Here is a 17839-nt window from a genome sequence, read left to right as displayed (position 1 = left end):
GCGAAATTCCCTGAACAGGTGCCGACCCAACCGGCTCGGAGCAAAGACTGTCCGGTCACCCGAGCTGCCCGCCCCTGTGCGTGTCTTCGAAAGGTGAGTTGTGCAAGCAATCGAGTTGGTGGCCGTCGGAGCCGCCGGCATCGCCGCCGGCGGGATCAACGCGGTGGTCGGGTCCGGGACTCTCATCACCTTCCCCACCCTGCTCGCCTTCGGCTATCCGCCGGTGCTGGCCAATGTGTCCAACAACATCGGCCTGGTGCCGGGCGTACTGAGCGCCGCATACGGCTACCGCAGAGAACTCAAAGGCCAGTTGGGCCGGTTGATCCGGTTCGGCATCGCCTCGCTCATCGGTGGACTCATCGGCGCGCTGCTCCTGCTGAGACTGCCCGCCGAGACATTCAAAGCAATAGTGCCCGTACTGATCCTGACCGCCTGCGTGCTGGTCCTGCTGCAGCCCCGGCTCGGCCGATGGCTGCAGCAACACCGGAGCCACAGGCGAGATGACGGCGGCGCCCCCATGTGGTTCGGCGTACTGGGCACAGGCATCTACGGCGGCTACTTCGGAGCCGCACAAGGGGTCCTTCTCATGGGACTCTTCGGCAGCTTCCTTCGGGAAGACCTGCAGCGGCTGAACGCTGCGAAGAACGTTCTCGCCTCCATCGTGAACGGAATCGCGGCTGTCGTCTTCATCGCGGTTGCCGACGTCGACTGGACCGTCGCCGCAGTGATCGCCGTCGGCTCCGCCCTCGGCGGCGTACTGGGCGCACGCGTGGGCCGCAAGCTGCCACCGGCCGCGCTGCGCGCCCTCATCGTCACCATCGGCATCACCGCGGCCGGAGTCATGGCCGTGCAATAGGCCTCCCGGACAAGTAACACCCCTGCCGAACAACTGAAAGGAACCCGGCCGCGTGCCCACATCAGCAAGCACGGCTCACGCCCTCGATCTCCTGCGCGACTGCGGAGCCGAGAATCTCGATCATCCCGGCGGCACGCTACTCGCCCACCTGCAGCGGGTTCAGCAACAGCTCGACCGCTGGAGAGCCCGCCCCGCGCTCCGACTGGCCGGGCTGTGTCACGCGTTCTACGGAACCGACGGCTTCGCCACAGCGCTTCTGCCGATTGACCGTCGCCGCGAACTTGAGGCAGTGATCGGCCCCGAGGCCGAGTCCATCGTCTACCTCTATGCAAGCTGCGACCGGAAGCCGTCGTACCCCACGCTCGCGGACACCGACGCCGCCTTCCGGGACAGATTCACCGGCCGCACCTTCACGCCGAGCATTCAGCAGCGACAGGACTTCGCCGAGCTCTCCGTCGCGAATGAGCTGGACATCGTCCGTATCGACCCCGCCTTCCGGGTGAAGTGGGCGCCCGATCTCCTGGTGCTCTTCACGCGCTTACGCCCACTGCTGAGTGAACAGGCCTGGCAGGACTGTCTCACTGGTCTCACCCTGGCTGAGCCTGCTTGAAAACCTGGTCCTCGCCCGGGTCGCCAACACCCGCCACACCTGACGGCTCGGCGAGGGCCGAGAGGAATCAATTGACCTAAAGCTAGGTTGAGGTCATAGCGTTCTGGGTGCGCCCCGGGCCACGCCGGCCGACGGGAACCGCGTCGGCCCACCCAGATTCCGGAGGCACCCCATGGACATGGAAGTCACCGCGTGGACATCGCTGCACAGCGCGATGAACGCCCAACAGGACCGGAGGCCCTTCTCCCGGGCCACCCTGCGCCGTATCGCCTCCTTCGCCAGGCCGCACCGCCGGCAGCTGTACCAGTTCCTGCTGCTCAGTGTGATCACGGCACTGCTGGCGGTGGCCACACCCGTGCTCGCGGGCCGCGTCGTCGATGCGATCGTCAAAGGCCAGGAAACCGGCACGGTCACCCGGCTCGCGCTGCTGATCGCCGTCATCGCCGTCGCCGAGGCGGGGCTCGGTCTGCTTACGCGCTGGCTGTCGGCGACCCTCGGCGAAGGGCTGATCCTCGATCTCCGCACGGCGGTCTTCGACCACGTCCAGCGGATGCCGGTCGCCTTCTTCACCCGCACCCGCACCGGCGCACTCGTCAGCCGGCTCAACAACGACGTCATCGGGGCCCAACGGGCCTTCAGCAACACCCTGTCCGGCGTCGTCTCCAACCTCGTCACCCTGCTGCTGACGCTCGCCGTCATGCTCAGCATCTCCTGGCAGATCACCCTGCTCGCCCTGGTCCTGCTGCCGGTGTTCGTCGTCCCCGCCCGCCGGATGGGCTCCCGCATGGCCAAGATGCAGCGCGAGGCCGCCAACCACAACGCCGCCATGGGCACCCAGATGACCGAACGCTTCTCCGCCCCCGGCGCGACTCTCGTCAAACTCTTCGGACGGCCCGCCGACGAGTCCGCCGAATTCGCCGCGCGCGCCCGCCGGGTTCGCGACATCGGTATCCGTACCGCCATGGCCCAGTCCGTCTTCATCACGGCCCTCACCCTGGTGTCCGCCCTGGCCCTCGCCCTGGTCTACGGGCTCGGCGGCTACTACGCACTGCGCGGCAGCCTGGACCCGGGAGCCGTCGTCGCCCTCGCCCTGCTCCTCACCCGCCTCTACGCCCCGCTGACCGCACTGGCCGGCGCCCGAGTCGAGGTAATGAGCGCCCTGGTCAGTTTCGAGCGGGTCTTCGAGATCCTCGACCTGAAGCCATTGATCGCCGAGAAGCCGGACGCCCGCCGGGTGCCGGAGGGGCCGGTGTCCGTGGAGTTCGACGGGGTCCGCTTCGGCTATCCCTCCGCCGACAAGGTCTCCCTCGCCTCTCTCGAGGAGGTCGCCACCCTCGACTCCCGCGGCGGCACGGAAGTTCTGAACGATGTCTCCTTCCGCGCCGAACCCGGCCGGATGGTCGCGCTGGTCGGCTCCTCCGGCGCAGGCAAGTCCACGATCGCGCAGCTCGTTCCGCGGCTGTACGACGCCGACAGCGGCTCCGTACGGCTGAACGGCATCGACGTACGCGACCTGACCTCGGACTCGATCCGCGAGACGATCGGCATGGTCACCCAGGACGGCCATCTCTTCCACGAGTCCGTGCGCGCCAACCTGCTTCTCGCCCGGCCCGACGCCACCGAGGACGACATCTGGGACGCCCTGCACCGGTCCCGCCTGAGCGGGCTGGTGGCCTCACTGCCCGACGGCCTGGACACCGTCGTCGGCGAGCGCGGCTACCGGCTCTCCGGCGGCGAGCGCCAGCGGCTGACCATCGCCCGGCTACTGCTGGCCCGCCAGCGGGTCGTCATCCTCGACGAGGCGACAGCCCACCTCGACTCCACCTCCGAGGCGGCTGTCCAGGAGGCCCTGGGGGAGGCTCTGGAGGGCCGTACCGCTGTGGTGATCGCCCACCGGCTCTCGACCATACGGGCCGCCGACCTGATTCTGGTCGTCGAGGAGGGCCGCGTCATCGAACGCGGAACCCACACCGAGCTCCTGGCCGCCGGAGGCCGCTACGAGGAGCTGTACCGCACCCAGTTCGATCGCCCGGGGGCGGAGGAGGCACACCCCGTGCACCCCGTGCACTGACCCAGCGCATCGGCACGCGTGTCGGCCGCGTCACCGGCACGGGGTTGTTTTCCCTACTGCCGGTGCCGCAAGGCACGGCGCACAGGTATGTCAGGCATGAAAAAGCCTCCCGGTCGGATGTGAATCCGATCCCGGAAGGCTGACGGCGAGGCTCTAACAGGCTCTGGGGCGTGTCGAGGTGGGGGCCGTATGGGCTGCGACCTCGCGAGCCAGTCGACTGCGGGCGTGGCACCGGACCCGGCGCCACGCCCTTGTGGTTCAGCCGGTCAGCATATTTTGTAGTCGACCCGGGTCGAGTTGTACGAGCAGGTGTCCACCTTGCTGCCCGACGGCTTCTTGAGGGTGGCGGTGTCCTTGTCGTTGTTCCACACGTACCACGCACGCCCCTGGTAGCGGTTGGCCGCGGTATTGGTGCCCTTGCCGGTGCGCACCGTCACCGTCTTGCCCTTGCCGAGGGTGAATGTGCCGAAGGTGTACTTGTGGTTCGACGCATCGACCAGGACCCAGCCCTTCAGGCTGACCGCGGCGCCGGTGGTGTTGCGGATCTGCACGTACTCCGCGTTCAAGCTCGAGTTGGCGCCACGGTCCGAACCGGGGCTGTCGTAGTAGACCTTGTACAGGTGGACCGAGCCGGCCGCCTGCGCAGGCGAAGGCAGGGCGATCAGACCGGCGAAGGCCGCGATGATTGAGGCAGCGGCCATGGAGCGGGTACGGAGCATGAACATTCCTCGGGGCCAGGCCGGGCACCCCCCAAAATTGGGCCCGGCAAGACGCCAAGAATAGGGACTATCCGGCCCGATGTGACAGGAGTTCGAAAAACTGGGATACGTCGGCCTGTTGTGCCGATACTGCGCATCAGCGTCGGCGGGCCACATCCGCGCTGTGCGCCGCAGCCTGGAGCGAGCGCAGTGCGAGCAGCAGAAAGCCGATGTCGTCGAGGAGGACCGGGTCCGGCAGCAGGTCGACCGGACTCACCAGGTAGATCAAGGCACCCCAGAAGACCGCTTTGTTCTCCATCGGAATTCCGGCATCCCGCAGCTGCCGCCGCGCCTTCACAAGTCTGACCACGAGCACGCCGGCCAGCACAACGGTGGTGGCGATCAGGACCGTGGCGACTGCCACCACCACCCACATTTCGGTATGCACGGCTTCTCCCACCTCCCACCTCTCATCAGAACAGGTACCCCGAGAACAGCTACCCCGCTCCGGCGGACGCTCTCACCTGGGTGCCGTCAGACGGGTGGCGCGGATGCGTTCAGGACCTCAGGAAACCTCAGACCGTGATGACGACCTTGCCGCAGGCATGGCCGGCCCTCAGGTACTGAATTGCCTTGGGAACCTCGCTCAGCGAGTACGTCCTGTCGACGATCGGAGTGAGTTTGCCGGCCTCGATCAGCTTCCCCAGCAACTGGAGGTCCTCCTGATTCTCCGTGGACACCAGCATCCGCAGTTTCTGACTCACGAACGGTGACAGCATCGCCGCCCGGAGCGCGCGGTCCACGCCCTGCACCCACCGGCCTCCCCCTTCGGATCCGACGATGACGAGACTTCCCCGCGGATCGAGAGCACGCCGCAGGTGTGCCAACGAACGACCACCCGCGGTGTCGAGGATCAGGTCGTAGCGCCGCGGCCTGTCCGCGAAGTCCTCGCGTGTGTAGTCGATGACGTCGTCGGCGCCGATCGAGCGGACCAGGTCCGTCTTCTTCGTGCTGCACACACCGGTGACGTTCGCTCCGAACTCCTTGGCCAGCTGCACCGCGAACGTCCCGACGCCTCCGCCCGCACCGATGACCAGAACCTTCTGCCCTGCCTGGACCTGTGCACTGCGGCGAAGACCCTGGAGGGCGGCGAACGCGGAGGAGGGGACTGCCGCCGCCTGCTCAAAGGTGACGTTCGCCGGCTTGGGCGCGAACTTGTCCTGGCGCGCGCAGGCGTACTCGGCGTAGGAGCCCGCACAGGTGCCGAACACCTCGTCACCGGGCTGGAACCGGCTCACGTTCCGGCCGACTGCCTCGACACGCCCCGCGACATCCAGACCCGGAACACGGGTTTTGGGTCTGCGCAGCCCGAATCCTACGATGCGAAGGAGGTACGGAAGGCCCGTGACGAGGTGCCAGACTCCCTGGTCGACGCCGGCGGCGTGAACGCGTACGAGCACGTCGTCATCGCCGACAACCGGCTTGTCGATCTCCTTGAGTTCCAGGCCATCGGGTGACCGGTACGTCTCCCGGACTATTGCCTTCATGGTGTCTTTCCTTCGCTGTCCGGGTACTGGAACACAGTGTCGAGCGGGACGGTGAACACCCTGGCGATCTGAAATGCCAATTCGAGTGAAGGCGAATATCTGCCTTGCTCGATGGCAATGACGGTCTGGCGTGACACACCGATGCGTTCTGCCAGATCCGCTTGGGTCATCTCTCCGTGCGCGAACCGGAGGGCCCGGATCGCGTTCGTGACCCTGGTGGGCTTCACCATGACTGGAAGCCTCGGCGATACGCGACGATCTTGGCCGTGGAACCGAGGATCGCCGACAGTACGAACGCCAGGTAGACCGCGTTGGCGATCCAGAAGTAGTCCAGCTCGGCCATCGACATACCGAGCGCTGCCACTCCCCCGATGACGACGAATGACTGGCCGATGTGTTCGCCGAACCGATTGATCTCCCTGTCGCGCTGATCCTTCTTGTGGGTGTCCTTCGGCGAGAACATCGCAATGAGCATATGGAGCACGATCGACGCTGCGATCGAGATGCCCAAGGCCCACAACAACGTCGCCACATACGACACCTCGACGAGAGGGGTATCCCCCGTTCGCCCAAGAATGACGACGAGGTAGCCCGCGTACGTACTGACCGCGAGCACCCCCATGACCCATGCGCTCTTCTCTTCGAATGGCATACCGCGAATGTAAAGCAACACAGACACCGTGTCAAAGTTTCTTGACATGATCGTGCGCGGTCGGCCCCCGGCCCTTCCAAGGCGGGTGCCACCAGTGACATAGGGACGCGAGCCGGAGCGAACGCGCCTGCCGCGCGTGCCCCTTCGCTTCACCTTGCGCGCCAGGATTCAGTCGAACCCGGACCGGCGGGTATGTCGCGACGCCGTGGTGGTGATCGTCGCGCTCACGTGGCTGCTGCCGGCGTACGAGCGCAACAAGCACGGGGAAGTGTGGTTCTTCCGTGGGCTGATCCAGTGCGCGGCACAGTTCTCAGCTCCCACAACTCATCCGGCAGCAGGCCATCAACGATCCCTTGACCGCAGATCATCTCCAACCGCGGTACCGGGCCCTGCACTCCTTTCCCCTCCGGGGCGCCGGAAGGGCCCGGCGCGTCCAACCAGGAGGCCAGTACGACCACCAACTCCCCAATGGTGCAAGTGAGTTGACGACCCATTCGATACGGCGTCCGGCGTCCCACGGCCCGCTCAGCGGTGCGCGCAACTGCTCCAGAAGCGTGCCGATGTCGGCCAGGGCCGCGGTGAGGGCGGGGTGGGCGCTGCGAACTGCCGGCCAGGACACGGCCACGTTCGGCACCGGGGCGACGTGACGTGCCCCTGGGCAAGGTCGTACAGGAAACGCGGATGGCTCCACAGTTGGGGAGTCCAGCCGAATGCCGAGCTCGGGCTGAGACGGACAGTCCGTCGCGCGACAGCCAACTCGCATCGATTGAACGGTGGTTGACCGTCGACCTGGGCCGGGCGGTTGTCGTGCGACAGCTGCATGTATTCGACCGTGCGGCCGTCAGGCGTCACCGCACTCTGGCGCCCTTGACTCCGGTGTTTGCTTCGTCGTCATCGTCGTCGGAGCCGGGCACGTAGACGTCAAGCACGTTGATGTTGATCTCGACGACTTCCAGGCCGGTCATCGTCTCAACGGCGTCCGTCACATTGCTGCGGATGTTCTTGGCGGCCTCCATGATCGGAACGCCGTACTCGACGACGATACCGATGTCGATGGCCGTCTGCTTCTCCCCGACCTCGGCCTTGACACCGCGACCGGGGTCGGAGGACCGAGACATCTTGTCCCGGACCGCGCCCATCGCTCTGGAAGCTCCTCCACCTACAGAATGAATGCCGTACGTGTCCCGGACCGCGATTCCCGCAATAGTGGCTACCACGGAATCGGCAATCGTGGTCGTGCCGCGCACGCTGTCCCCGTCAGCGCTCTCCTCCAGAGTGGTCGCGCCTGGGCGGTCGATACTGGCCATCGGAGATCCTCCGCACAGAGTCGGTTCCTCTCATCGGCGGAGTGGACCCTGACAAGGGATTCCTCACCGCCCCAGCCCCCACTCCACTGTGCTCCTGGCCTTTGGCATCCGCCATTCGGGCGAATCCATCACCAATACGTGCCACGCCACGCCACGGTGCGCGGCACATCACTGCTCCCGCAGCTTGCAGAGCTTGCTCATGGCCATAGGGCCATGAGCGGGGCGGTCAGTTCTCGGCCGCGAACTTGTTCAGCACTGCGCCATTGAAGTCCGCGGCGAGACACGCGCGCGCGGGCCGGGTCCGCCCCCTGCGTCGCGGGATCCGACAGGCACACCTCCTTCAGTACCACTTCGCGGTGCAGCACGATGTCGCGAGCCCGCCGCCCGGTCCCCGTACCGCCGTTGCCATGCCTGCCGAGCAGCTCGAAACGGCCATTGATGAACCGTCTGTCAGTCCCCCTGGTGTCCATAGCGGGTACGAGGGGGCGGCACCGCCGCTGCACAAGCGGACGGCCCCCCGCTCAGTGACCCGCGAGGAGCTTCACGGCCAGGACCCCTGCCCGGTCACGCCTCGAAGACGACGAGGAGGACCGGCCACGCCGGACGCGGCCTCGGTGTGAGCTCAGCAGGCGAGTGCGCTGCGGGCGGCTTCGCACGCGACTTGGCGGTCGTGCGGGACGAGGCCGATACGGGTGCGCCGGTCGAGAATGTCGGACTCGTCGAGGGCTCCCTCGTGGCGGACCGCCCACACCAGTTCGGCGCCGGTGACGGGGTGTCCGGGAACCACGGGCAGGGCCAGAGACGGGTCGGCGAGTCCGAGTGCGTGGACGGCCGGGGCTTCGGATCCGTAGCGGCGGACCAGGCGTCGGGGCGCGGCAAGCGTCGCGAGCGTGCCGGGCCGGGCGGCGCCGACAAGCGGGATCGAGGTCGTGCGGCACCGGTCGGCGCTCAGACCGCTCCCGGTGACGGCGGCGTCGACGGCGTCCTGGGCCATCCGCCGGTAGGTGGTGAGCTTGCCGCCGACGACCGTGACCACACCCTGGGTCGACGTCACAACGGCGTGCTTTCGGGAGATGTCGGCGGTGCGGCCCGTGTCCGACGCCGTGGTGTCCAGGAGCGGGCGCAGCCCGGCGAATGCTCCCACCACCGAATCTCGGGTGATGGATATGTCGAGGGCCGAGCCCAGCACGTCGAGGAGGAAGCCGATGTCCGTCTCGGGCACTTCCGGTACGTCCGGGATGGTGCCGTCGATCGGCTCGTCGGTCAGCCCCACGTAGACCCGGCCGTCACCCTGTGGCAGCACGAGCACGAACCGGTTGGGCTCCCCCGGGATCGGGATGTGCATACCGGCGGTGAGGCTGCCGATCTCCTCCGAGCGCAGGACCACATGCGTGCCGCGAGAGGGGCGCAGCCGTACGTCGTCGACGAGGCTGCCCGCCCACACCCCCGTGGCGTTGATGACCGTGCGGGCGCGGATCTCCAGTTCCTCTCCGGTGAGTTCGTCGCGGACCCTGGCGCCGGAGCCGGTGAGCGAGAGCGCGCGGGTGCGGGTGAGGATGCGGGCGCCGTACGCGGCTGCTGTGCGGGCTATCGCGGTCACCAGGCGTGCGTCGTCGGTGAGTTGGCCGTCCCAGGACAGCAGTCCCCCGCGCAGGCCTGTCGGCCGCAGTGCCGGGACCATGTGCCGCGTCTCCACCGTGGAGAGGGTGCGGGGAGCGGGCAGAGTGGTGCGTGAGGTGCGGGCGGAGGCACGCAGGAGGTCGCCGGCCTTGAAGCCGGCCCAGGCAAGCGCAGCCTGGCCGCGGGAGACCAGTGGGGTGAGCGGCAGGACGAAGGGCTGGGCCCGTACCAGGTGGGGGGCGGTGCGTTCCATGAGGACGCCGCGTTCGACGGCGCTTTCGTGGGCGACGTCGAGCTGCCCCGTGGCGAGGTAGCGCAGTCCGCCGTGGATGAGCTTCGAGCTCCAGCGTGAGGTCCCGAAAGCCAGGTCATGGGCGTCGATGGCGGCGACGGTCAGCCCGCGTGAGGCGGCGTCGAGTGCGGCTCCGGCGCCCGTCGCGCCGAGTCCGACGACAAGGACGTCGACGCGGGCTCCGTCGGCGAGTTCGGTGAGCTCGCGGCGTCGGCGTGCCGCGCTGAGCGAGGAGGGGGCAGGAGCACGGCCACTCGAGCGGCTCATGGCGTAAGGGTCCTCTCCAGGAGGGTCCGCAGCTCTTCGAGGAAGGCTGCTTCGGTGAGTTCAGGGTCGGTTTCGTCGGTCATCGTGCGCAGCGAGAGCGTGAAGGACTGCGCGACGAGCAGCAGCGAGCGTGCTTGAAGATCGGTGTTCATCCGGCGGACGGACCCGTCGGCGTGGCCCTCCCGCAGGGCACCGGTGACGAGCCCCAGCAGTGCGTCCTGGCTGGTACCCCGATGGTCGAGCACGTAGGGCAGCAGCAGCTCGGGGTCCACGTCGATGATCTTGCGGAAGAGCGGATGGGCGCGAAAGGCGGCGACTCCGGCGACCATTCCGTCGATGAGCCGGGTCCGGGTGGGGACGTCGGGCTCCGGGCCGGTCATCGTGCCGACGGCGAGTGCGATCCACTCCCGGGTCATCACGTCGCCGACCAGGGTCCGTACGTCCGGCCAGCGGCGGTAGAGCGTCATACGGGACACTCCGGCGCGCCGGGCCACGTCGGTCAGGGTGGTGCGGCGTACGCCGACAGCCAGGACACAGTCGCGTGCCGCGTCGAGAACGGCATCTCCGTCCGAACGGTTGTGACGAATGGGCGTCATCTGTCACAGTGTAATCGCAGTGCAGGCCGTACGGCACGGCGACCCGCAAAACCGAGGGTGAGGATCCAAGTGGACATGTTGTGGAGCGGCTGGGGAGACCCGGCCAAGGCGGCCCCGCTGCCCGACACGGTGGTCGGCCTGCTGCGCGACCTGCTGGGCGTCACGCCGAGGGAGAGCGGCCCCGCGCACATCGGCAGCATCCCCGCTCCCGACTCCCCCCTCACCGACAAGACCCGTCAGGCGCTCGTCGACTGCCTGGGGGACGCCACGCATCTGCGCACCGACGCAGAGACACGCATCCGGCACACCCGGGGCAAGTCCACCCCCGACCTGCTGCGCATCCGGGCCGGCGAGGTCGACGACATCCCGGCAGCTGTCGCACTGCCGGGCAGCCACGACGAGGTACTCGCACTGCTGCGAGTCTGCGCCGAACACGGCGTGTCCGCCGTGCCGTTCGGAGGCGGAACCTCCGTCGTCGGCGGACTGGCCCCCGAGGCGCAGCGCTGCTTCATCGCGCTGGACCTGCGCCGACTGGACAGTCTGCTCGCGCTCGACGAGGTCTCCCGTACCGCCGTTCTGCAGCCCGGGCTGCGCGCACCCGAGTGCGAGGCGCTCCTCAACGAACAGGGCTTCACCCTGGGCCACTTCCCGCAGTCGTACGAGTGGGCCTCGATCGGTGGGTTCGCCGCGGCGCGGTCCAGTGGCCAGGCCTCGGCCGGATACGGCCGGTTCGACGACATGGTGCTCGGCCTCACCGTGGCCACCCCGGAGGGCACCCTGGAACTGGGGCGCGCGCCCCGCTCGGCGGCAGGACCGGATCTGCGCCAGTTGATCCTCGGCTCCGAGGGAGCGCTGGGTGTCATCACATCGGTGACCGTGCGGATCCGGCCCGTGCCGCAAACCAGGATCTACGAGGGCTGGCGATTCTCGTCCTTCGAGGCGGGCGCGCTGGCACTGCGCAAGCTCGCCCAGGACGGTCCGCTGCCGACCGTACTGCGGCTGTCGGACGAAACGGAGACCTTCATCGGCCTCGCGCAGCCGGACGCCATCGGCGGGTCCGATGCCCCGCAGGCGGCCGGGTGCATGGCGATCGCCGGCTACGAGGGCACCGCTGAGGACACTGCGGACCGGCGTGCCCGGGCCCGGGAGGTGCTGCTCGCCTGCGGCGGTGAATTCCTCGGCGCAGAACCGGGCGACCGGTGGGCCCACGGCCGCTACAACGCCCCGTATCTGCGTGACGCGCTGCTGGACGCCGGCGCGTTCGCCGAGACCCTGGAGACGGCGACGTTCTGGTCCGGCCTGCCGGCGCTGTACGACGCGGTGCGCCAGGCTCTCACCACGACCCTGACCGACGCAGGCACCCCGCCCCTGGTCATGTGCCACATCTCCCATGTGTACGAGAACGGCGCGTCCCTCTACTTCACCGTGGTCTCGGCGCAGGGGGACGATCCGGTCGCCCACTGGGCCCCCGTGAAGCGGGCCGCCAACGACGCGATCCTTCTCGCCGGCGGCACCATCAGCCACCATCACGGAGTCGGCACCGACCACCGCGACTGGTACGCGCGGGAGATCGGCCCCGTCGGAGTCAACATCCTGCAGGCCGTCAAGAACGAGATCGACCCGTCCGGGGTCCTCAACCCCGGCGTCCTCATCCCCGTCCGCTGACTTGCCCCGTGCCGACCGGAGGCGCATTCATGCGACATTTCACAGCCATCGTCAACCCCACCGCAGGCGGTTCCAGCGGTACGGCGGCCCTGCTTCCGCTGGCCCGGCTCCTGCGGGAGGCCGGGGCGCAGCTCGACACCCAGTACAGCCGGAGCCTGGAACACGCACGGGAAGTGGCACAGCAGGCCGGCGAGCGTGGGCACGTCGTGCTCGCCGTGGGCGGCGACGGGATTGCCGGCTGTGTCGGCGGGGCACTGAGTGGCACTGACACCCTGTTCAGCATCGTCCCGGCCGGCCGGGGCAACGACTTTGCCCGCGCGCTCGGACTTCCGGCCGACGCACCCGCCCTGGCCGAAGTGCTGCTCAACGGCTCGCCTCGGGCGATCGACACCATCCAGGTCGAATCAGCCGTGCACCCCGGGACATGCGTGCTGGGCAGTGTGTACGCGGGAGTCGACGCGGTGGCCAACCAGTACGCCAACACCGCCCGGCTGCTGAGGGGCGCCGCCTCGTACTACGCGGGCGGCATGCGCGCCGTGCTGACCTGGCGACCCGTCTCCTACCGCATCACCGTGGACGGCGTGCTGCACGAACGACGCGGCTACACGGTCGTGGCCGCCAACTCCCGCTTCTACGGATTCGGCCGCCAGATCGCCCCCGACGCACGGCTCGACGACGGCCTGCTGGACGTGGTCGTGATCCGGCATGCACCCAAGCGGCTGTTTTTCGCGATCATGAATGAGCTCAAGACAGGGGCGCACGTGCAGCGGCCGGAGGTGGAGATCCTGCGGGGCAAGGAGATTCGCATCGAGGCCGATCGCGATATCCCCTACGGCGCGGACGGCGAGATCGAGGCGACGCTCCCGGTGACGGCAAGGGTGCAGCCGGGGGCACTCACCGTGCTCTGCTGACGCGGAGGTGTGCCTCGCACCGTTGGGTTACACACACTCGGGCGGAATGGGCGTGGCCTGGTGGAAGTACATGCGCCATGTCCCATCCGCAGGCTGCTTGCGCCAGAGCGAAGCCCGCCGTGCCCGGACTCCACCGATCGTGGTCTCGTAGGTGAGGTGCACCAGCCCGGGCGCCAGCAGAACACCGGTCACACGAGAGGGCTCAAAGCGCGGACCGTTTTCTCCGCCGCCCTGCATCTCGGGCAGCTCGGCAAGCATTTCCTCATACGTCCACCGCCGACCCGAAGCACCGACCTCTACGAACTCCGGGTCCAGCAGCTGCCGGGTAAGCGACCGTGACGACCGCACGCTGGGGTCCATCAGACGCAGTTCGCCCGCGATCGCTTCGCGTACCTCATCCGTCTCTCCGCTCATACAGGCATCTTCGTCCCGGTAGCCACGTCCTTCGCAAACCGAGATACCGCGCGGCGCCGGCCCGCCCGCACACAGCTTTCCGCAACACGCTTCAGTTCTGCGGGGAGACGCCGGCGGTCCAGCGCTGGTCGCTGTCTCCGTCAACCGGGTCGAAGTCGAGCAGACCGCCCTCGGAGCTGCCCAGGGGTTCAAGGGCGAAGTCCGGCGCGATCTGTGGGCGTATGGCTCCTGATCCATCGACGGTGAAGAGCAGATTCAGGCCGTTCTTGCCGTTGACGGAGGCGCAGGACCAGATGCCGACGCCGCGGTCGGTGTCGCCGCGCGAGTCCAGGCAGAAGTCGCGATCTGCGTTACTGCGCAGGAGGCCGATGGAGTCCAGACTCCACTGCTGGGTCAGGGCACCACTGCAGCGTGCGGTGACGACATCGGTGCGGTTCGCCATCACACCGTTCGCGATGTCCAGGCACAGACCGGATTCCGTGTGGACGACCTGGGTGTAGCCGCCCCCCGGGACGATCGGCACCGGCCGGCGCGGGACGCTCTTCGACGGAGCGGGCGCCGGAGGATTGGCGGCAGGAGGATTGGAGGCAGCGGCCGACGTGGTGGGGCTCGGCGAGCGTGAGGGCTTCTTCGACGGCTCCCGGCTGGGGCTCGTCGACGGGGCGGGAACGGGCACGGCCGCGGTGGGCCAGGCTTCCCGGAGCGGGGGCTCCTCGGCGCGGTCGCGTGCCGGACCGGAGTCCTCGGATGCGGTCGCCAGCAGAGTGCCTGCGACGACAACGGCCGCCGCCGCCACAGCGACGAGGACGACGGTCCGGGACAGCCGCCTCGCGCCGTTCCGCGGCGTCTGCTCGCTCTGCGGCGACTCCGCCGAGGCGGTGAACGCGGACATGCCTGCCGTGGGGGCCGACCGGTCGGGCTGGGCCGGTACAGCCTCGAGCAGGCCGCGCACGGGACCGCGCGCCGCGTAGGCCGCTCCGCCCCACCGGAGCAGTCCCTCAGCCAACACAGTCCGGGGGGCGTCCGCCAACCGCGGCAGTTCCGCGACCAGCCGTGTGCAGCTGGGACATTCCGCCAGATGGAGCGCCAGATCCTCGCTGCGCCGCCGGTCCCCCGGCCGCGCCGCCGCCTCGATGATGCGGCGGAATCCCAGACACTTCCTGTCCCCGCCCTGCTCCAGATATGCCCGGAGATAGGCCTGGCGCATGGCGTTCTGTGCCTTGTCCCGCAGCTCGGGAACGAGGTTCGGGTCGACGTTGAGGAAGGTGGCGACCGTGGCGTCCGACTCCTCGTCGACCACCGCGTACCAGAGGACGCCCCGTGTCAGCTCCGGCAGCCGGTAGAAGCCGGTCAGCATGGCCGACGACGCCTCGAGCCGCAGGCGCCGGGATTCAGACAGATCCGTTGCGCTGAAGTCTGCAGTGTCATCGATCCATGCCACGAAGTCGGATTCGAGCCGGTCCCGGCGACCGTCGGCGGCCCAGCTGAGCCCCACCCGCTGAACAAGCATCAGCAGATGGTGACGCCAGTTCCCCTGGGGCTCGATGCCCCGGCACGCCTCCCGGGCGGCGAGGTCGAAGGCCTGGACGGCCAGCTGGTTTCCAGCAACCTGGTTGCGTCCGCAGAGCCGGGCGTAGGTGAGAACAGCAGGCAGGTGGCGGCGCTTGAGCTCCTGGATGGCGGGATAGGCGGGCGGGGCACCGGCGCGGATGCGTTCGGTGAGCTCCGCGTCCGACAAGGCGGTGTAGAGCAGCTTCTCGTCCCCGGAAGCGGGACCGACCTTGTGGAGCTCTGGCACCCTGTTGACTCCTCGTTCACTACGGCGCGACCGACCCACCTGCCCAGGCGGAAACACGCCGTTGTTACCTGCAGGAAACAAGAGCCCATAGTGAAGCAGCCGGATCAGCAGGGAAAGGTGTTTCCGTGGGTAAGTCGTCGCCGACGGCTACCCCGTGCCCGTGCCTGCACCCAGGAGGTGCTGCATCAGCGGCAAGCGCGACTGCGGCAGCGGCATTGGATGAATGCGTCAAGTGGCGCACCGTCAACTGATGCCGACCGTCCGTGCTTGAACCCGCCGGGGCCCTCCCCCTCCCAGCCACCGGAGACCGGCAGGTCCTGCCTTCCTGCCCCTGTACACCGCCCGGGCCGGTGGCCCGGCTTCGGACCGCTGCAGCAGTGCGACGATAATTTCTCTCCTGGACCAGGAAAATCTATCGCGTCCAGGGTAGAAATTACCCGCCTCCACGGTTAGAGTTTCTCGCGTAGCCGACGAAGTCAGCGAACGCGACGGAGTCGGCCCGGGCGGCCTCCGGGTTCGCCCTGCAGTACCGCAGTTCTCAGAGCAGTACGACCGAACAACCAGAGAGGAGCAGACGCCATCAGGATCGCCCGGGCGAGGATCAAGTACGCCCGGGTACCGCAGGCCCCGATTGGAAGGTGGTCCCCGGTCACGCATCCGCGATCCCCGCACCTCCGCCCTCAGGGACGGACACGCGGAACAAGAAAGCCAGCGCACAGCGCCGGCAGATGGTGTTGATACCCCTCGGGGCCCTGGCGTGTACGCGCCGGGGCCCCTCGACGCGCGTTCCGGAAAGAGGTGCAGATGCCCCCAGAAACTCCACCGCACACCACCACCGACCGATTCGATGATGACGACTACCCCGCCTACACCATGGGTCGCGCCGCCGAAATGATCGGCGCCACGCCCGGCTTCCTCCGGGCCGTCGGCGAAGCCCGTCTGATCACCCCACTGCGATCCGAAGGCGGCCATCGCCGCTACTCCCGCTACCAACTGCGCATCGCCGCTCGCGCACGCGAACTGGTCGACAGCGGAACACCGATCGACGCAGCCTGCCGCATCGTCATTCTGGAAGACCAGCTCGAGGAAGCCATGCGCATCAACGAGGAACTGCGCCGGCCCACGGCAGACTCGGGCGGGGCAGTCAGCTCCTGACTGCGCCTGAGCATCGGCGAACCCTCGCCCCGGCCACGAAAGCCGGACAGGCGTGCTGTTCGCCGGCCCGGCGAAGAGGCCGCGTTCCCATGCCCGACGCCGCGTCGGCTGCTCAGTCCGTTCCGCTCCCATGCGCTCCGCACACTCGAGTATCTATTGCCGCAGGCACAGATATTCGGGCAATGCGCGATGAGGGTTTATGGCACGGCGGGCGGAGTGATATTACTCGCCGCGCCCGGCCGCTTGCGCCGTGCTACCGTTGTTCTCAGTTGCAGTTGTGGTTCCCAAAGACTTCAAGTGCTCGTACCGGCGTTAATTCCGGAGCGTGCACTTCTGTATTGCCGGATTCTTTCCGGACGGGGCAATCATCGCGGCGACGCGGAGCTCGCACAGTGCGGGCACCGGGCACTGCCCCGAAGGAGATATGACATGGCTACTGGCACCGTCAAGTGGTTCAACGCGGAAAAGGGTTTCGGCTTCATCGAGCAGGACGGCGGCGGCGCTGACGTGTTCGCCCACTACTCGAACATCGCCGCCCAGGGCTTCCGTGAGCTGCAGGAGGGCCAGAAGGTGAACTTCGACGTCACGCAGGGCCAGAAGGGCCCGCAGGCGGAGAACATCGTTCCCGCCTGACGCTGACACGCACGACGCAGCTGGGGCCCGCACCTTGGGGTGCGGGCCCCAGCTCGTTACTTTTTCCGGGTTTCAGCCAGGGCCGCAGCGGTTTCACGCGAGGCGAGAGGCAATACGTTTTCTCACCGTACGGCAGTCGATCCGTCCACGGCTCCTGCCGGTCACAGACACGCCCGATTTCCCTGATTCGGCATCCCACACCCTGGCGCATATCAGTCATTTTGACGTACCGGCCCCCGCTTATTTCGTCGGCGGTCGGACTTCGTCTTCGTTTTTACTTCGGCTCGTTCTTGCGATTTCTGTGGCGCTCATTGCTGCCGAGAATCCCTCGATACGTGCCATATCGAGGAAGGTTCTGCATGAACCGCTCAGCTCGCACGAACGACCGCTACTCCCGCACCCGCAAGGGCGGCAACGCCGGCTCCGGCAGGGGCGACGGCTTCCGTTCGCAGTCGCAGGGACGCCAAGGCGCTCCGGGCCGCTCGGCGGCCCCGCGCCGCTCCGGCGGCTACGGGCGCCGTCCCGCCGCACTGCAGGGGGAGTTCGCGCTGCCGGTCACCATCACGCCGGCGCTGCCCGCTGTCGAAGCCTTCGCCGAACTGGATATACCCGCACCCCTGCTGGCGGCGCTTCGCACCGAGGGGGTGACCGTGCCGTTCCCGATCCAGGCGGCGACGCTGCCGAACTCCCTGGCCGGCCGGGACGTGCTGGGCCGCGGGCGTACCGGTTCGGGCAAGACGCTCGCCT

18 protein-coding genes are annotated in these 17839 nt (G+C 68.1%); 8 read left to right on the top strand and 10 right to left on the bottom strand.

Annotated features, from left to right (window positions below):
- Nucleotides 1–100 precede the first annotated feature (100 nt).
- From ACFYXH_RS20800 to ACFYXH_RS20790, 3 genes are all read left to right on the top strand, one after another.
- Nucleotides 101–856, top strand: coding sequence for a sulfite exporter TauE/SafE family protein (locus tag ACFYXH_RS20800; protein ID WP_389564847.1), 756 nt, complete (start codon nt 101–103; stop codon nt 854–856).
- Nucleotides 857–908: 52 nt separating this feature from the next.
- The gene (locus tag ACFYXH_RS20795) at nt 909–1466 is read left to right on the top strand and encodes a DUF6817 domain-containing protein (protein ID WP_389564844.1); all 558 of its coding nucleotides are present in this window, start codon (nt 909–911) and stop codon (nt 1464–1466) included.
- 172 nt (nt 1467–1638) lie between these two features.
- Nucleotides 1639–3537 carry an ABC transporter ATP-binding protein gene (locus ACFYXH_RS20790; protein WP_389564841.1) on the top strand — a complete coding sequence of 633 codons (1899 nt, stop codon included), beginning with the start codon at nt 1639–1641 and terminating at the stop codon, nt 3535–3537.
- A gap of 266 nt (nt 3538–3803) precedes the next feature.
- Here ACFYXH_RS20790 and ACFYXH_RS20785 read toward each other — a convergent pair whose 3' ends face one another.
- From ACFYXH_RS20785 to ACFYXH_RS20750, 8 genes are all read right to left on the bottom strand, one after another.
- Entirely contained in the window at nt 3804–4256 is a 453-nt protein-coding gene (locus ACFYXH_RS20785) for a lamin tail domain-containing protein (RefSeq protein WP_389564838.1), read from the bottom strand.
- Between the two features lie 136 nt (nt 4257–4392).
- Complete coding sequence (locus ACFYXH_RS20780) at nt 4393–4683, bottom strand: YkvA family protein (protein WP_389564835.1); 291 nt, start codon at nt 4681–4683, stop codon at nt 4393–4395.
- Nucleotides 4684–4810: 127 nt separating this feature from the next.
- Nucleotides 4811–5782 (bottom strand): NAD(P)-dependent alcohol dehydrogenase, encoded by a 972-nt coding sequence (locus tag ACFYXH_RS20775; RefSeq protein ID WP_389564831.1) that lies wholly within the window; start codon nt 5780–5782, stop codon nt 4811–4813.
- Nucleotides 5779–6012: a helix-turn-helix transcriptional regulator gene (locus tag ACFYXH_RS20770; RefSeq protein ID WP_327327788.1), complete on the bottom strand. Its 234-nt coding sequence runs from the start codon at nt 6010–6012 to the stop codon at nt 5779–5781. The genes ACFYXH_RS20775 and ACFYXH_RS20770 overlap by 4 nt, the downstream gene beginning before the upstream one ends.
- Nucleotides 6006–6434: a hypothetical protein gene (locus ACFYXH_RS20765; protein WP_389564827.1), complete on the bottom strand. Its 429-nt coding sequence runs from the start codon at nt 6432–6434 to the stop codon at nt 6006–6008. Before ACFYXH_RS20765 ends, ACFYXH_RS20770 begins: the two co-directional genes overlap by 7 nt.
- 848 nt (nt 6435–7282) lie before the next feature.
- On the bottom strand, nt 7283–7741 hold the full coding sequence (locus tag ACFYXH_RS20760) for an Asp23/Gls24 family envelope stress response protein (protein WP_389564824.1): 459 nt from the start codon (nt 7739–7741) through the stop codon (nt 7283–7285).
- Between the two features lie 622 nt (nt 7742–8363).
- Nucleotides 8364–9920 carry a glycerol-3-phosphate dehydrogenase/oxidase gene (locus ACFYXH_RS20755; RefSeq protein WP_389564821.1) on the bottom strand — a complete coding sequence of 519 codons (1557 nt, stop codon included), beginning with the start codon at nt 9918–9920 and terminating at the stop codon, nt 8364–8366.
- Nucleotides 9917–10516, bottom strand: coding sequence for a TetR/AcrR family transcriptional regulator (locus tag ACFYXH_RS20750; protein ID WP_389564818.1), 600 nt, complete (start codon nt 10514–10516; stop codon nt 9917–9919). Before ACFYXH_RS20750 ends, ACFYXH_RS20755 begins: the two co-directional genes overlap by 4 nt.
- 69 nt (nt 10517–10585) lie before the next feature.
- Between ACFYXH_RS20750 and ACFYXH_RS20745 the strand changes: the two genes are divergently transcribed.
- Together ACFYXH_RS20745 and ACFYXH_RS20740 are read left to right on the top strand one after the other, a co-directional pair.
- A complete protein-coding gene (locus tag ACFYXH_RS20745; RefSeq protein WP_389564816.1) occupies nt 10586–12181 on the top strand; it encodes an FAD-binding oxidoreductase in 1596 nt (531 codons plus the stop codon).
- 29 nt (nt 12182–12210) lie between these two features.
- Complete coding sequence (locus ACFYXH_RS20740) at nt 12211–13092, top strand: YegS/Rv2252/BmrU family lipid kinase (protein ID WP_327327782.1); 882 nt, start codon at nt 12211–12213, stop codon at nt 13090–13092.
- A 27-nt stretch (nt 13093–13119) separates the two neighbouring features.
- Here the strand turns inward: ACFYXH_RS20740 and ACFYXH_RS20735 are convergent, their stop codons facing one another.
- On the bottom strand, nt 13120–13506 hold the full coding sequence (locus ACFYXH_RS20735; RefSeq protein ID WP_389564812.1) for a DUF4440 domain-containing protein: 387 nt from the start codon (nt 13504–13506) through the stop codon (nt 13120–13122).
- A 91-nt stretch (nt 13507–13597) separates the two neighbouring features.
- Nucleotides 13598–15304: a ricin-type beta-trefoil lectin domain protein gene (locus tag ACFYXH_RS20730; RefSeq protein ID WP_389564809.1), complete on the bottom strand. Its 1707-nt coding sequence runs from the start codon at nt 15302–15304 to the stop codon at nt 13598–13600.
- A gap of 804 nt (nt 15305–16108) precedes the next feature.
- Between ACFYXH_RS20730 and ACFYXH_RS20725 the strand changes: the two genes are divergently transcribed.
- The 3 genes from ACFYXH_RS20725 to ACFYXH_RS20715 form a co-directional block, all read left to right on the top strand.
- Entirely contained in the window at nt 16109–16459 is a 351-nt protein-coding gene (locus tag ACFYXH_RS20725; protein WP_389564806.1) for a MerR family transcriptional regulator, read from the top strand.
- Between the two features lie 429 nt (nt 16460–16888).
- Entirely contained in the window at nt 16889–17092 is a 204-nt protein-coding gene (locus tag ACFYXH_RS20720; protein ID WP_069775160.1) for a cold-shock protein, read from the top strand.
- A 359-nt stretch (nt 17093–17451) separates the two neighbouring features.
- Nucleotides 17452–17839: DEAD/DEAH box helicase (locus ACFYXH_RS20715; RefSeq protein WP_389564803.1), on the top strand; the 388-nt coding region annotated here is incomplete at its 3' end.

Source organism: Streptomyces sp. NPDC002730, from assembly GCF_042888805.1.
Taxonomy (GTDB): domain Bacteria; phylum Actinomycetota; class Actinomycetes; order Streptomycetales; family Streptomycetaceae; genus Streptomyces.
Note: the sequence above shows the minus strand (reverse complement) of the source record. Positions and strands in the feature narration are given on the sequence as shown.

Coding starts and splice junctions, on each gene's coding strand:
- ACFYXH_RS20720 (WP_069775160.1), top strand. CDS start 16,889: ATGGCTACTGGCACCGTCAAGTGGTTCAACGCGGAAAAGGGTTTCGGC.
- ACFYXH_RS20725 (WP_389564806.1), top strand. CDS start 16,109: ATGCCCCCAGAAACTCCACCGCACACCACCACCGACCGATTCGATGAT.
- ACFYXH_RS20735 (WP_389564812.1), bottom strand. CDS start 13,506: ATGAGCGGAGAGACGGATGAGGTACGCGAAGCGATCGCGGGCGAACTG.
- ACFYXH_RS20770 (WP_327327788.1), bottom strand. CDS start 6,012: ATGGTGAAGCCCACCAGGGTCACGAACGCGATCCGGGCCCTCCGGTTC.
- ACFYXH_RS20775 (WP_389564831.1), bottom strand. CDS start 5,782: ATGAAGGCAATAGTCCGGGAGACGTACCGGTCACCCGATGGCCTGGAA.
- ACFYXH_RS20765 (WP_389564827.1), bottom strand. CDS start 6,434: ATGCCATTCGAAGAGAAGAGCGCATGGGTCATGGGGGTGCTCGCGGTC.
- ACFYXH_RS20750 (WP_389564818.1), bottom strand. CDS start 10,516: ATGACGCCCATTCGTCACAACCGTTCGGACGGAGATGCCGTTCTCGAC.
- ACFYXH_RS20740 (WP_327327782.1), top strand. CDS start 12,211: ATGCGACATTTCACAGCCATCGTCAACCCCACCGCAGGCGGTTCCAGC.
- ACFYXH_RS20755 (WP_389564821.1), bottom strand. CDS start 9,920: ATGAGCCGCTCGAGTGGCCGTGCTCCTGCCCCCTCCTCGCTCAGCGCG.
- ACFYXH_RS20760 (WP_389564824.1), bottom strand. CDS start 7,741: ATGGCCAGTATCGACCGCCCAGGCGCGACCACTCTGGAGGAGAGCGCT.
- ACFYXH_RS20785 (WP_389564838.1), bottom strand. CDS start 4,256: ATGCTCCGTACCCGCTCCATGGCCGCTGCCTCAATCATCGCGGCCTTC.
- ACFYXH_RS20790 (WP_389564841.1), top strand. CDS start 1,639: ATGGACATGGAAGTCACCGCGTGGACATCGCTGCACAGCGCGATGAAC.